Below are 13,605 nucleotides of genomic sequence, written 5' to 3'. Positions count from 1 at the left end.
TCGCAATGACCCGTTACCGCAACCCACCGCAGGGAGAAAAATGATGAATTCCGTTCGCGGCCAGCAAGAGCCGGACTTCTCGACGAGCTTCGTCGAGGTCGACGGCCGTCGGCTCCGGGTCGCCGTCCGAGACGGCGACGGTAGCCGCCCACCGTTGCTGCTGTGCAACGGTCTTGGGGTGAGCCTGGAGGGACTCCAACCTTTCGTCGATGCCCTGCCGCCCCAGACCGGCGTGATCCGCTTCGACGTCCCAGGGGTAGGCGAGTCTGAAACACCATCACGGCCGTATCGGATGCGCGTGCCGGCAAAGTTGACGAGCCACCTGCTCGATGCGCTGCACGTGCCGATCGTCGACGTGCTCGGCGTCTCGTGGGGAGGAGCGCTGGCACAGCAGTTCGCATTTCAATACGGTCACCGGTGCCGCAGGCTGATCGTGGTCAGTAGCACTATGGGCCCCCCGATTCCAGGCGGGCTGGGTGTCGTACGCGAAATGCTTACCCGGCGCCGCTTCGACGATCCCGCCCACGCCCGTCAGGTTGCGCCCACGATTTATGGCGGCAAGGCCAGGACGGGATCCCCGACACCTGCCATCTTCGAGCACATGCACAACGATCGGCGCGGTCTGTTCTACCAGCAGCTCGCCGCGCTGGGTTGGACAAGCGTTCCGTTCGCCCGGTTGATCCGGCAGCCGACGCTGATCCTGACAGGGGACGATGACCCGATCATTCCACCGGTGAACGGAAGACTCATGCGCGCACTACTTCCGAACGCAGAACTGCACGTCTTCCACGATGGTCATCTCGGGCTGGTGACGAGTGCCGACGAGCTCGCCCCGATCGTCGAGGACTTCCTCGATCGGCCCTAACCCGCGAATACTCCCCATTCGGGGTATAACGGTCCATCCTCCGACGGCTTGTCGTGCAATCTCGCACGTCGCACGCTTCGATGACATGCGGTTAGTGATCGTGTCAAAGGAGTTCGGGTGAGCCAAGTTCCGCAGATGCAGGAGCGCACGGTCGAACTGATCGTCGCCGAACGCGAAGAACTCGCCGACGACGTTGTTGGCCTGGTGCTCGAAGAGCCGTCCGGTGGCGACCTGCCGGACTGGAATCCCGGCGCGCACATCGACTTGATATTGACCGACTCGCTGGTGCGACAGTACTCGCTGTGTTCGAGCCCGCTCGACCGGCAGCGATGGAAGGTAGGCGTCCTGCTCGATCCGAACGGCCGCGGCGGATCCAAGCACGTTCATCACGAACTGCACAAGGGCGCCAGGATCCAAGTTCGCGGTCCCCGCAACCATTTCCCTTTCCAACGGGCGAAGCGATACCAGTTTATCGCCGGAGGCATCGGCATCACACCGATGATGCCGATGATCGAGGCGGCTGAGGCGGACGGAGCTGACTGGCACCTGCTGTATGGCGGGCGACAGCGATCATCGATGGCCTTCGTGGATGAACTCTCGAAATACGGTGAGCGGGTCACGATCTGGCCCCTGAACGAGCAGGGAATGCCCGACCTTGCCGGCGTCCTCGGCAGCCCGCGTGACGACACCCTGGTGTACTGCTGCGGGCCCGAAGGCTTACTCAGCGCCGTCGAACAGTTCTGCCAGTCCTGGCCGAAAAACGCTTTGCACATCGAACGATTCGCGGCCAAGCCAGATGCGCACACGCCGTCCGAAGACGCCCTCGACAACTTCCAGGTCGTATGCCAGCGCTCCGGCATCACCGTCGACGTCGGGCCTGGCGAATCAATCCTCGAGGCGATCAAGGCGAAAGGGGTCAGCATGCTGGCGTCGTGTATGGAAGGCATCTGCGGTACGTGCGAGGTGGCCGTGCTGGAAGGCAGCCCCGATCACCGCGATTCGGTGCTCGATGATGACGAAAAGGCCGAGAACGATTGCATGATGATTTGCGTGTCGCGCTCGCTGTCGGAAAAGCTGGTGCTCGACGTATGACCGCGAACTACCCCCGGGACTGCTGGTACGTGGCGGCCGTCAGTGACGAGATCGGCAGAGCGCCCCTTGGCCGCCGGCTGCTGGATCGCCGTGTCGTGCTCTACCGGCAAGAGTCAGGCGAGATCGTTGCGCTGGCCGACCAGTGCGGCCACCGCGGTTATCCGCTGTCCAAGGGACATGTCAAGGGCGACAACATCGAATGTGGTTACCACGGGTTCCAGTACGACCCGACTGGGGCTTGTGTAAAGGTTCCGTCGCAGCCCCACCCGCCGTACGGAGCGTGCGTTGCGCGTTATCCCGTCCGTGAAGTTGCTCCGTTCGTGTGGATTTGGCTCGGCGCGCCCGGGCACTCAGAAGGCCGGCCGCTGCCCGCGCTGCCATGGTTGACCGGGCAGGATTGGGCTTCGTCGGGCACATCGCTTCGCGTGAACGCCAACTACCTGCTCGTGCACGAGCACTATCTCGACCTGACGCACATCCCGTGGGTGCACCCGCAGGAGACGCCGCCGACCATCGGCTCGGTGGCCCCCCTCGACGAAATCGAGGTATCCGAGACGTCGGTGACGTTCTCCCGCGGCATGCCTGTGGCGCCGTTGGCCGACTGGGAAGCGGCGGCAACGTGCCTGCCGCGTGATCGCGATTACCACCGCCGGCATTACGGCACGTTCATCTCGCCCGCCGTGCTGGTGGAAGGGTGGGATCTCTTCGGTGCCGACGGCCAGGCTTTCGGGCAGGTCCGGATTCAAGCCGTGACGCCTGAAACGCCGTGCAGTACTCATCTTTTCTGGCAGTTCGCTCGCAACTACAGCCTCGACGACGAGCAGGTCGGACAGGGGTTACACGAGGTCTTCGAGCGGGTCATGCGGGTCGACGTCGGCGTCGTCGAGACGATCCAGGACACCGTTGGTGAGGCGGGAGCCGCGAATGGATTCCGTGTGTCGGCCGACGCGGGAGTCTTGAAAGCGCGCGGCATCGTCGAGTCGATGCTCACCCAGGAGCGCCAGTACCGCTCCCCCACCGCCGGGACACCGGCGCAAACATGAAAGCGATCAGCACCTGCCTGTCGCCGGAATTGCTCAGTGGCACATCTGCTTTCATCACCGGTGGTGGCAGCGGCATCAACCTGGGCATCGCGCGCTGCTTCGCACAGGTGGGCGCCGACATCGCGATCTGTGGCCGCACCCGGGAGCGGCTGGAGGCGGCCGCCGAAGAACTCGGTCAACTCGGGGCAAGGGTGTCGATATCGGTGGCCGACGTCCGCGACTTGGAGGCGATGTCAGCCGCATTTATTAAGGCGCGCAATGATATCGGTCCGATCTCCACCGTGGTATGCGGGGCCGCCGGCAACTTCCTGGCTCCCGCGGAGAAGATGTCGAGCAATGGATTCCGAACCGTCGTCGACATCGACCTGCTCGGCTCGTTTCATACGGCGCATGCGGCTTTCGATCAACTCAAGGAAACCCGCGGCAGCCTGCTGTTCATCTCGGCGGGTCAGTCCGACGCGCCGTATCTGTATCAGGCACACGTCGGCGCCGCCAAGGCGGCGATCGACAGCCTGGTGCGACACCTCGCCCTGGAGTGGGGTCCGCATGGCATCCGTAGCAACGCCATCGTCCCCGGTCCGATCGAGGGTACGGAAGGAATGAAACGGCTGGCCGCGCAGGCTGGCCGCCAGGCCTGGACCGACGGCATCGCGTTGGGCCGGTTCGGCACGGCCGAAGAGGTCGGAGCCATGGCGGTGGTTCTGGCATCGCCGCTGGCGTCATTCGTGACGGGCGCGCGCATCGTGGTGGACGGTGGCCTGGCGTTGTCCGGGTCGGGCATCTTCAATCACGCGCTCGCGGTGGCGTCGGCAGACCGCACGCCGGCAGGTGATTGATGATGTCGCAATGTGCCTATCGCCATCAGGCACCCCCAACGAGAGATGTGCTTCCGCCGTGTGCCGGATCGTCAGGCGAATCGGCCGGTGGCAACCTGCTTTCATGACCAGATTTGCCGAACACCCCCTGATGATCACGGACCCCGAATTGGACCTAGCCGCCAGGTCATTCTGGGAACAGGACTTCGAGCAACGGGATAAGGCATTCGCGCGATTGCGCACGGAGCAGCCCGTTTCTTATAGCCGGCCGTACGAGTCGACATTGCTCCCGCCGGATGAGAACACGCCCGGATTCTGGTCGGTCACGAAAGCCGCGGATTGTCGCCACGTCTCCCGCAGCAAGGAACTGTTCTGCTCTGGCCTGGGCGTGTTGATGGAGGACATGCCCATAGACGCCATCAGGGCCACAGCGTCGTTTCTGGTGATGGATGGCGAGGACCATCGCAGGCTGCGCGGCCTGATCCAGCAGGCCTTCACCGCGCGCAATATCCGGAAATTGGCTGACTGGGTAGCCCAGACCGCACGGGAGCGCTTGGACGAGATCATCGACCGCGGTGAGGGCGACTTCGCCGATCTGTACGCGAAGTACGTCCCCGGCCGAATCTTCGCTCACTTTTTCGGCGTCGAACGCGACAGTGAAGAGCAACACGTCATCATGGAGGCGGCCGAGCGGATGCTGGCGTGGGACGACCCGCGGATGGCGCTGGGTCGTGACGCCCTGACCACGCACGTAGAGGAAGCCATGCGCATTCAGGCTATCGCGCTCGCGCAGGCTCAGAAGTGCCGCAAGGATCCGAAGGACGATCTGATGAGTTGGGTCGCCAACGCGGAGTTCGAGGGCAAGAAGCTCGACGACCAAGAAATCATGTCGTTTTTCTCGCTGCTGGGTTCGGCCGCCAACGACACCACCCGCCACACCATCGCACACGCGGTGCGGCTGTTCGCGCAGCACCCGGACCAGCGCGATCTGCTGGTTGAGGACCTTCCCGGCCGGCTGGGCACTGCTGTGGAGGAGGTCGTCCGCTACAGCAGCCCGGTCATGCATTTCCGGCGCACCGCCACGGCGGACACGACGATCGGCGACGTTGAGATCAAGAAGGGCGAACACGTCGTGATGTGGTACTGCTCGGCGAACCGCGATGCTGAGGCGTTCGAGAATCCGGGCACGTTCGACATCCTTCGCAACCCGAACGATCACCTTGGCTTCGGCGGCGGCGGCCCGCATTTCTGCCTCGGCAATACCCTTGCGCGTCAGATGCTTAGCGCGGTCTTCACCGAGATTTATACCCGCATTCCCGATATCACGCTGGCTGGTGAGCCCCAGTTCCAGATCAACAATTTCATCCACGGCGTGCACTCGCTGCCGGCGCGCTGGACGCCTCCAACCCGTCGCTGACAATAACCGACAGCAACCGCGCGGCTTTCGGGCTGGCGGGGGGCGCAAAAGTGCTACGGTCACGTTGTCTATGCGATCTAGGGGCGTAATTGGCTCAGGACCTCGTACACGTCGCAGCTCAGGAGGCCGCCGCGGTCGCGGCATCGATTGACGTGGCCGAACTAGCCGAGCGCATCGGCCTGCGCGCGGTGGCGGTGGTCGCAGAACTGCACCAGCCCGAAGACAAGGACCTCGAGCAGTTGACGGTCGAGGCCGCATTGCCCAACGTGCAGGCGGTACTGCGCGGGTTCGCTGCCTGCGAGTCGCCGTCGGCGGCACAGGCCCCGGAGGTGACCCTCAACTGGGTGTCCACCTTGGCGCAGCGAGGCATCAGTGTCGCGGCGATTCCGCGCTGCTATGTGACCGGGTTGGGGTTGTGCGACGCGGCACTACGTGAGGCGGTGCAGCGGCTGGATGTCCCCGAAAAGGTGAAGTGGCAGTTGGCTAATTCCGCCTCCCGGTACCTGTACGGACTCTGCGAAAAGGTCTGCGGTGACCTCGTCGATTATTACCAGCGGGAACGCGAGCTTTGGGTGCGAAGCGCCGACTCGGTTCGCGCGGAACTGGTCCACGCGATGGTGGCGGGGCGTCCAGTTGATCTGCATGCGACGAGCGCGGCGCTCGGATACACCCTGGAACGACGACACGTCGCGTTGATGGTGTGGGTTGATCCCCGCTCGCAACACAAACCGTCGCTGCAGGCATTGAAAGGTGCCGCCGCCGCGGTCGCGCACAAACTCAAGGGCGTCGAGCTGCTGGTCGTTCCGGCGGGCCCGTCGGTGGTTTGGGCTTGGACGGGCGGCCCGAACGTGACCGATTCCCCGCCCGGCGCATTGTCGGTCGACTCCCCGCTGCTCGCCTCGGTCGGGGGAATCGGCGACGGGCTGGACGGGTTTATCCAGTCTCACCGCCAAGCGCGTGACGGCCGCCGCGCGAGCGGTGTGTTTTCCTACGCGGCGGGCACCGTCGCCCGCTACCACGACACGGTGCTGAGCGCTCTGCTGACCCAGGATCTGTCGGCCGCGGGGCAGTTCGTCAAAGCAGAGCTTGGCGAGCTGAGTTTGAACACTGAGCGCAGCCGTAGGCTTCGTGCGACACTTGTCGCCTTCTTCGAGGAGGGGATGAGCTGGTCGAAGACTGCCGAACGGCTGGGCGTGCATCAAAACACCGTGATGTACCGCGTCGAACAGGCGAAGGACCTGCTCGGCCGTTCGCTAGGCGACCGCCGACTCGAGCTTGAGGTGGCGTTACGCCTGGCTGATGCCAGTGCCAACCTCAGCCCCGGCGGGCTGGCCAGTGCGGGCCAATCCGACACGCAAACGTCATAGCGCCGCCCTGTGGCCGGCTTCCAGTGCCCAGTTCGAGATTTGGAAGCGGCTTCCATGTTGAAGGGGCGCACGTCGCCGTAGCTTTGGCCACATGAGTACCGCCACCTTAAATCCACCCGGCACCGCCGATTTCTGGCCCCGATCCGGTGAAAACGTGCTGCGTTTTCCGGAAGTTTGTTCCATCCGCGTTGCCGACGCTGGGGATTGGTCTCTCGTCGGCGAGCCCCTGCGCGATCAGCCATTGAGGGACCGCGTGGTCTCCGCGCTGCACGAGGTCGCCACGCTACCGGGATTCGACAACGTCGGCGCACTCGACGACGACCGCAACTTCATGAGCATTCAAGCGGCCCTGAAGTCGGCCTACGACCGCCTCGCCGAAGTCGCCACCACCAACTCGACAATGATCGCGTTGCTCACCGAAATCTGCCATCTGCAAGTGGAGGTCGCCCAAGCCCAAGGTAGGCAGAAGCAGGACCGTTACGCTGCCACCCGCTCCGCACTGTCGCGATTGCATGGTGTCGACTCGATCGAGCAAATGCTCGAGCGTGCGCCGGCCGAGCTGTGTCGGTGCGGCTTTGACCGCGCCATCGTTTCGCGCGTCGAGGAGTCGACGTGGCGGGTGGAAAGCGTCCATGTCAAGGCCGACGCCGAGTGGGCCAGCGAAATCGCCAGGGTGGGGCGCGCCCATCCGGTGCACATCGACCACATGCTCATTGAAAGCGAAATCATGCGTCGCCGTGCTCCGGTGCTCGTCCGAGACGCGCAACATGCTCGCCGCACCAATGCCGCGATCGGGCAAGCGTCGCTGTCGCGATCCTATGTCGCCGCGCCGATCATGCCCGACGGACGGATCATCGGCTTGCTGCACGCCGACTGCTACGTCAGCCGCCGGCACGTCGATGACGAGGACTTGGCGGTGCTGTGGATGTTCGCCGAGGCGTTCGGCTACGCATTCCAGCGCACGGCGCTCAGCGAGCGATTACGCTCGGCGCGCAACGAGATTCAACGGATGGTGCGTGGCATCGCGACCGCCGCCGATGACCTGTGCACGGCCCGGACCGAGCTCGGCCGCCCGCAGCCACAGACTGATGGTGTCACCGCGCCACCCCCCATCGCCGCATCACTGGCCGCCAATTCCGGCATCGAGTCGCTGCTATCACGCCGTGAAATCGAAGTGGTGGCGCTCATGTCCCAAGGCAAGAGCAACGGTGCGATCGCAACGCACCTGGTGATCTCCGAGGGCACCGTCAAAACGCACGTCAAGCACATTCTGCGAAAGTTGAAGGCATCCAATCGAGCTGAAGCGGTGTTTCGGTACATGCGGCTCAGCGCCGTGCATGGATCCGCACCGCCAGTGCAGGGACGCCTATCAGCCGTCGCGCGCTAGCGACCCGCGCGTTGTTCGAGCTCACCGACGCGCTGCTGTACGCCGACGGGCCGGTGGTCTCGCTGCCCACGCTGGCGCTACCCCACACGTGTCATCAGCTGGGGCCTCGGCGACTCCTGAGCACCGATCTGTTTCGCGAGGCACGGCCATGCCGATAGTGATGCATCATGATGCGGTTGCCGCTATTATCGGATTCGTGCGGACAACGGTGGTGATTGACAGCGATGTCGCCAGTGAGATCGAGCGCCTTCGCCGCGAGGGGATGGGCCTGAGCGAGGCCCTGAATCTCTTGGCGCGCAGAGGGATGGCTCGGGGGGCCCCACCCAAGACGGTTGTGTACAAGCATCGGACCTCGCGTATCGGCCTGAAAGTAGACGTCACGAACGTCGCCGACGTGCTCGATCTGCTCGACGATGATCGTTGACGCGAATTTGCTGCTGTATGCCGTCGACGAGAGCAGCGCCCATAACGTCGCCGCCGCGTCCTGGCTAGAAGAAGTGCTTGACGGCGATAGCCGAGTCGGCTTGCCCTGGCAGACAATTGGTGCGTTCTTGCGAATCGCTACCCATCCAAGAGTCGCCGAGAATCCGTTGTCCGGCCCCGCCGCTTGGAGATACGTAGCGGAGTGGCTCGCCGTCCCAGTGGTGTGGATCCCACCCGCGACCGAGACCACAGCGCGGGTCTACGCGAGACTGTCCGAACAAGTCGAGATCACGGGTAATCTCGTGCCAGATGCGCAACTGGCCGCGCTCGCGGTCGAACACGGGGTCGAATTAGCCTCTGCCGACCCAGATTTCATGCGTTTCCCCGTACTTCGCTGGATTAACCCGCTGAGCGCATAGCTGTCCGCCGGATGAGCGGGTTTGCGGGACAACACTTTCCATAGACTTCCCGGCAAGTATTGGGCTCAGATAGCACTGTCTTGGTGGTTGTCGTGAGGAGCGAGGTCGGGTGGTTCAGTCGCATTGCTGGGCAATGGCTCTGAGGAAGGCGATCGTTTCGATTTCCCGGTTGGTCGACTCGTCGGGAGTGGTGCCGTAGGCGCGGTTGGCGGACAGCTTGACAATGACCACGTCGCGGGAGGGGTCGACGTAGACGAATTGGTTGTAGATGCCGATCGCGGAAAATTCGCCGTGGTCGCCGTCGGGCAGCCACCACTGGTAGCCGTAGCCGAGCGGGACGGCGTGGTCGTTGAGGATGACGCGGCCGGGCTTCAGGTGCGGCGCGCCGGCGGTGATCGAGGAGCGCACCCACGCAGCCGGCACTACCTGCTGACCGCGCCAGGCGCCCGAGTTGCGGAATAGCTCTCCGATTTTGGCGAAGTCTTGCGGGGTGAGCATGAGACCGGCGAAGGCCATCTCCATACCGGTGCTGTCGAGCAGCCAGTAGCCCGGTGCGGCGATGCCGAGCGGCTCGATGAGCTTTTCCTGCATGTATTCCGACAGTGAGCGGTTCGTGGCGTGCACGAGCAGGGAGCCGAGCGCCTGGGTGTCGGTCGAGTTGTAGCGGCACACCGTTCCGGGTTCGCTTTCGCGAACCATGTTGGCCACGAAGGCTTCCAGCGTGCTGATGCCGGCCATCACCGCGCCCAGACGGATGATGTCGGACTCCGGGTCGGAATAGTCCTCTTTCCACCGCGCCCCCGATGACATCTGCAGGACGTGGCCGATGGCGACTCCGTCGTAGGCCGACCCCGGGGACACCGGGATGTAGTCGCTGATCGGATCGTCGATGTCGCCGATGAACCCCTCGTCGATCGCGATACCCACCAGGGCGGAGATGAAGCTCTTGGCGACCGACCACGAGATCCACTGCGTATCAGGCCCGCCGGTCAAGGCATAGGTTTCGTGTCGCACTGCCCCGTTCTGCATGACGAGCAGGGCGGCGGTATCGGTGTCGACGAAGAAGTCGTGCATGGATTTCGTCGAGCCCTCGAAGTCATAGGTGGCCGGCAATTCGACCGGCTCGCCGTGCGGAAAGGTGAATGGCGCGCGGGAGGGCGTCATCTCCCGCGAGGCCACGAAGTCTCTGAGGCGGGGGAAGTTCTGGTGCTGCGGCGCGCCGGTGAACAGGCCGAGGTCGAGGAGCGAGACAGAAGGGGTATTGGGTTCCATGCTCGACCATACTAGCCGTACCAAATGGTTTGTCAACCGTTTGGTACGGCTAGTGTAGGATCCGCGTCATGACAGAGCCGGCATCGCGCATCGACGGCCGCGCGCTGCGCTACCAGCACCGCCGCCCCCAGCTATTGGCAGCCGCCGCCGAATATGTCCTCGACCACGGCATCGCCGACTTGTCGCTCCGACCGCTGGCTCAGGCACTCGGCGTCACTCATGCGACGGTGATCCGGCACTTCACCTCCAAGGAAGCACTGCTCGCCGAGGTCGTCGAGCATCTCCGCGCTGAGCTGCTGACCCAGATAGTTCGCGACGGCGACCTGAGCGCCGCATCCACCGCCGAGCTGCTGCGAGCGTTCTGGCGTCGACTCGATGACCCCAAAGAACGCCGGCAGTTCCTATTGCTGGCCGAGATCTACGGACTGGCCCTGCGCGATCGCAGCAAGTACGCCGGCATCCTGGAGTCAACCTCGCACGCATTCATCACACCGATTGAAGACAGGCTCATCCGCGAGGGATTCTCGCCCAGCCGCGCGCCTGCCGTCGCAACAGCGCTGCTCGCCCAGATCCGCGGCCTTCAACTCGACCTGGCAGCCACCGAGGACCATGACCGCATCGACGAAGCATTCACAATCACACTTGATGCGCTCCTGACAACGCACCAAAATCCCTAAGCGCGACTGGCCAAGTGCCGTGTCCGGAGCCGGACCGCGCGCACCCCGGCCTATTGACCGGCAATCGGAAGAAGACAACGGCGATCACCGCCTGTGCCACCATGCGCCTGCGGTGCAAACAGATTGGCCACGCGCTCGGCGACGAACTTCACGACGGTGACCGCTGGATCGCGAGCCGCCCCCAATCGACTCGGCAGGCCGCTCGTCTCGCATGGCGGGCTCTTCGACTCGACGGAGCGCCCGGGTTTGAGGTCATCACCGCTATCGGCGACGAGTAGCGCCCGACCGTAGGAATCGAAGCGGTCCGTGAGACAAACCGCCTCTCGATCGCCGTGAGACAACTGGAAGTGCCACAGGTCAGCGGACGCCGGACATGTCGTCGAGGATGGGAACCTACAGCGACCGCCTTTGTAGGCTCTCAAGTTTGACTGCACTTTCTCAAGTTCGGCTGCACCAGCGCTGCACTTGTGCATCGAACTTGAGACACCCTGGCGTGGACGGGCTGCCCCAATTTCGACACTGTCATTCGTCCGTAGCCGGGGGCTACTCGATGCTTCCTGCGGGCACGACCCATCGGCAGAGTTGGCCGGTGACCGAGGCGATGAGATCGAAGTCCGCGTCGTAATGCAGAACAGGGATGCCGAGTTCTTCGGCCGCGGCAGCGACGAGCAGGTCGGGAATCTTTCGTCCCCGCTGGCGGCGTGTAGCGAGCAGCCGCTGAACCTGCAACGCTCTATTCACATGAGCGGCAGTTGTTTCCAATGCGTCGAACGCATCGAGGGATCCCACGAGGAGATCCCATTCGTCGGCATTGCGGGCCGAGTAGCCCACTTCGAGGTCGCAGATGCGGGGCCGGCCGAGTTGCCCACCGAGGGCCAGTGGCTCGACGACCTCACGGACCTCGGGCCGTCCGAGCCGCTTGACTACGCTGGTGTCGAGTACGAAGCTCAGCGCCACGCTTCGGAGCGATCGTCGAGGCTGGCCTTTGCGAGCACGTCCATAGCCGCTGTGATCCGGTGTCCGCGAACGGCCGTTGCGCGGCGCAACGCCTCGTTCACCGTGTCCTTTATCGTGCTGGTGCCCAACTCGGCGCGGGCAGCGCCCAGCGTCTCGTCGTCGATGTCGATCAGATGCTTCGTCATCGCACTAGTATATATGTTACCGGTGACGTATATATTCGTTCGGATAGGATAGAGAGCCGGAACCCCTCGCGACCAGCCGCGTGCAGCAATCCGCCTAGGAAATACGGCAATTCGTGAGACAAACCGGCCGGCACCGTCGTGAGACAACTCGGGTAAAGCGCTGCTCGCGGCCGTGGCGAGATGCCATCCGTGGTGAGAACCTACACATATGTAGGCACATATGTAGGTTCTCACGGATCCTGGCGGAATCTCACGAATGATGGCGGAGTGATGGCGGATCCGCCAAGTTCGTGAGACACGCCGGTTACCATGGGCTCGAAGTCCGGGTGTCGCAGAGATCGCGGAGGGCTCGAATGTCGCTCAGCGCCAGCAGTTGAGTGCGCTTCGACCCGACCCAATTCACACGTCGCCGCGATTCTTGTCACGTGCCGCCTTCGCGCTTGCCGGGCGTGAAGGTGACCGGCATCGAGGTCAGTTCGTTGGAGAAGTTCGATGTCAAGCGGGTGATCGGGCCGGCGAATTGCATGTCGGGGGTCCGTCGCATCAGTTCTTCGAAAAGTACCCGCAGTTCGAGGCGCGCCAGTGCGTTGCCGAGGCAGAAATGTGCGCCGCCGCCGCCGAAAGCTTGATGGGGAGGTTTGTGCCGAGACACGTCGAAACGGTCGGGGTTGTCGATTGCCTCCGGGTCACGCGACCCGGCCGGATACCACATCGCGACCCGTTCGCCCTCCTGTAGACGGCGTCCACCAACTTCGGTGTCGCACTGTGTCGTTCGAGTGAAGTAGACGATCGGTGTGACCCAGCGCAACATTTCCTCCACGGCGTTCGGGATGGCGTCGGGGTTGTCGACGAGCTTTAGGCGCTCGCTTTCGTTTTCGATCAGGGCGCGCATGCCACCGGACGCGGTGTTTCGGGTGGTGTCGTTGCCGGCGAACATCAAGATGCCGAAGAAGAAGGTCGCCTCGGCCTCGCTGAGGCGCTCGCCGTCAACTTCCGCGGCGATCAACCTGGACACCAGGTCATCGCCGGGATTCGCCTTGCGCTGCGCGGTAAGTCCCGTCATGTATCCACCGATCTCGATCAAGGCGCCCAACCCCAACTGCGGGTCGGCGGTCGCCGCCGCACGAGACAGGACGTTCGTCCATTCGAACAGCTGCCGGCGGTCGTCCTGCGGCACGCCGAGCATGTCGGCGATGATCCGCAGCGGCAATTCGACGGCGATGTCGTCGACGAAGTCGCAGGCACCCTTTTCGATCACGTCGTCGATGAGCGTCGTGACGGTCGCGCGGATGTTCTCCTCTTTCTGGCGGATCAGCTTGGGAGTGAAGGCAACCTGGACAATGTTGCGGTGTTTGGTGTGACGGGGCGGATCCATGCCGAGGATTGTCTGTGCCAGCATCTCTGGCGGCACTGCCCCCTGCGTGGTCGTGAATACCCCGCCACGGGCGGACGAAAATGTCGCCGGGTCGCGGCTGATGGCCGCGATGTCGGCGGCCTTGGTGAACGACCAGAATCCCGGCTCGTCACCGGTGAGCGCATTCCAGTGTGGGCTTGCTTCGCGGCGCATGCGCGCGAACAGCTCGTAGGGCGGGCCATCGGTGAAGTACGAGAGATCGGTCAGGTCAACCCGGGATAGGTCGACGTTGGCCAGATTAACTGTCGTGGTCATTTTCGGCTCCTTTCACG

14 protein-coding genes are annotated in these 13,605 nt (G+C 63.7%); 10 read left to right on the top strand and 4 right to left on the bottom strand.

Features of this window, described 5'->3' with window-relative positions:
- The first annotated feature begins 43 nt into the window (after positions 1–43).
- The 9 genes from B4U45_RS22875 (at position 44) to B4U45_RS22835 (ending at position 8,828) form a co-directional block, all read left to right on the top strand.
- Positions 44–865, top strand: coding sequence for an alpha/beta fold hydrolase (locus B4U45_RS22875; RefSeq protein ID WP_075546573.1), 822 nt, complete (start codon positions 44–46; stop codon positions 863–865).
- Positions 866–1,000: 135 nt separating this feature from the next.
- A complete protein-coding gene (locus tag B4U45_RS22870) occupies positions 1,001–1,957 on the top strand; it encodes a PDR/VanB family oxidoreductase (RefSeq protein WP_075546541.1) in 957 nt (318 codons plus the stop codon).
- A complete protein-coding gene (locus B4U45_RS22865; protein WP_083135048.1) occupies positions 1,954–3,000 on the top strand; it encodes an aromatic ring-hydroxylating oxygenase subunit alpha in 1,047 nt (348 codons plus the stop codon). The genes B4U45_RS22870 and B4U45_RS22865 overlap by 4 nt, the downstream gene beginning before the upstream one ends.
- Positions 2,997–3,836, top strand: coding sequence for an SDR family oxidoreductase (locus tag B4U45_RS22860; RefSeq protein ID WP_075546543.1), 840 nt, complete (start codon positions 2,997–2,999; stop codon positions 3,834–3,836). Before B4U45_RS22865 ends, B4U45_RS22860 begins: the two co-directional genes overlap by 4 nt.
- A 130-nt stretch (positions 3,837–3,966) precedes the next feature.
- The gene (locus B4U45_RS22855; RefSeq protein WP_244899386.1) at positions 3,967–5,232 is read left to right on the top strand and encodes a cytochrome P450; all 1,266 of its coding nucleotides are present in this window, start codon (positions 3,967–3,969) and stop codon (positions 5,230–5,232) included.
- Between the two features lie 89 nt (positions 5,233–5,321).
- Positions 5,322–6,599, top strand: coding sequence for a PucR family transcriptional regulator (locus tag B4U45_RS22850; RefSeq protein WP_122526390.1), 1,278 nt, complete (start codon positions 5,322–5,324; stop codon positions 6,597–6,599).
- A gap of 91 nt (positions 6,600–6,690) precedes the next feature.
- A complete protein-coding gene (locus B4U45_RS22845) occupies positions 6,691–7,986 on the top strand; it encodes a LuxR C-terminal-related transcriptional regulator (protein ID WP_075546546.1) in 1,296 nt (431 codons plus the stop codon).
- Positions 7,987–8,182: 196 nt separating this feature from the next.
- Positions 8,183–8,410, top strand: a complete 228-nt coding sequence (locus B4U45_RS22840) for a CopG family transcriptional regulator (RefSeq protein WP_075546574.1) — start codon at positions 8,183–8,185, stop codon at positions 8,408–8,410.
- Positions 8,400–8,828, top strand: a complete 429-nt coding sequence (locus tag B4U45_RS22835) for a TA system VapC family ribonuclease toxin (RefSeq protein ID WP_075546547.1) — start codon at positions 8,400–8,402, stop codon at positions 8,826–8,828. Before B4U45_RS22840 ends, B4U45_RS22835 begins: the two co-directional genes overlap by 11 nt.
- 114 nt (positions 8,829–8,942) lie before the next feature.
- Here the strand turns inward: B4U45_RS22835 and B4U45_RS22830 are convergent, their stop codons facing one another.
- Positions 8,943–10,100, bottom strand: coding sequence for a serine hydrolase domain-containing protein (locus B4U45_RS22830; RefSeq protein WP_075546548.1), 1,158 nt, complete (start codon positions 10,098–10,100; stop codon positions 8,943–8,945).
- 68 nt (positions 10,101–10,168) lie between these two features.
- Between B4U45_RS22830 and B4U45_RS22825 the strand changes: the two genes are divergently transcribed.
- The gene (locus B4U45_RS22825) at positions 10,169–10,777 is read left to right on the top strand and encodes a TetR/AcrR family transcriptional regulator (protein ID WP_075546549.1); all 609 of its coding nucleotides are present in this window, start codon (positions 10,169–10,171) and stop codon (positions 10,775–10,777) included.
- A 543-nt stretch (positions 10,778–11,320) separates the two neighbouring features.
- Here B4U45_RS22825 and B4U45_RS22820 read toward each other — a convergent pair.
- From B4U45_RS22820 to B4U45_RS22810, 3 genes are all read right to left on the bottom strand, one after another.
- On the bottom strand, positions 11,321–11,734 hold the full coding sequence (locus B4U45_RS22820) for a PIN domain nuclease (protein ID WP_075546551.1): 414 nt from the start codon (positions 11,732–11,734) through the stop codon (positions 11,321–11,323).
- On the bottom strand, positions 11,725–11,919 hold the full coding sequence (locus B4U45_RS22815) for a hypothetical protein (RefSeq protein ID WP_075546552.1): 195 nt from the start codon (positions 11,917–11,919) through the stop codon (positions 11,725–11,727). Before B4U45_RS22815 ends, B4U45_RS22820 begins: the two co-directional genes overlap by 10 nt.
- 421 nt (positions 11,920–12,340) lie before the next feature.
- The gene (locus tag B4U45_RS22810; protein ID WP_075546553.1) at positions 12,341–13,588 is read right to left on the bottom strand and encodes a cytochrome P450; all 1,248 of its coding nucleotides are present in this window, start codon (positions 13,586–13,588) and stop codon (positions 12,341–12,343) included.
- Positions 13,589–13,605: the final 17 nt, after the last annotated feature.

This window comes from Mycobacterium persicum (genome assembly GCF_002086915.1).
GTDB lineage: Bacteria > Actinomycetota > Actinomycetes > Mycobacteriales > Mycobacteriaceae > Mycobacterium > Mycobacterium persicum.
This window is presented reverse-complemented; position numbering and strand designations above follow the sequence as displayed.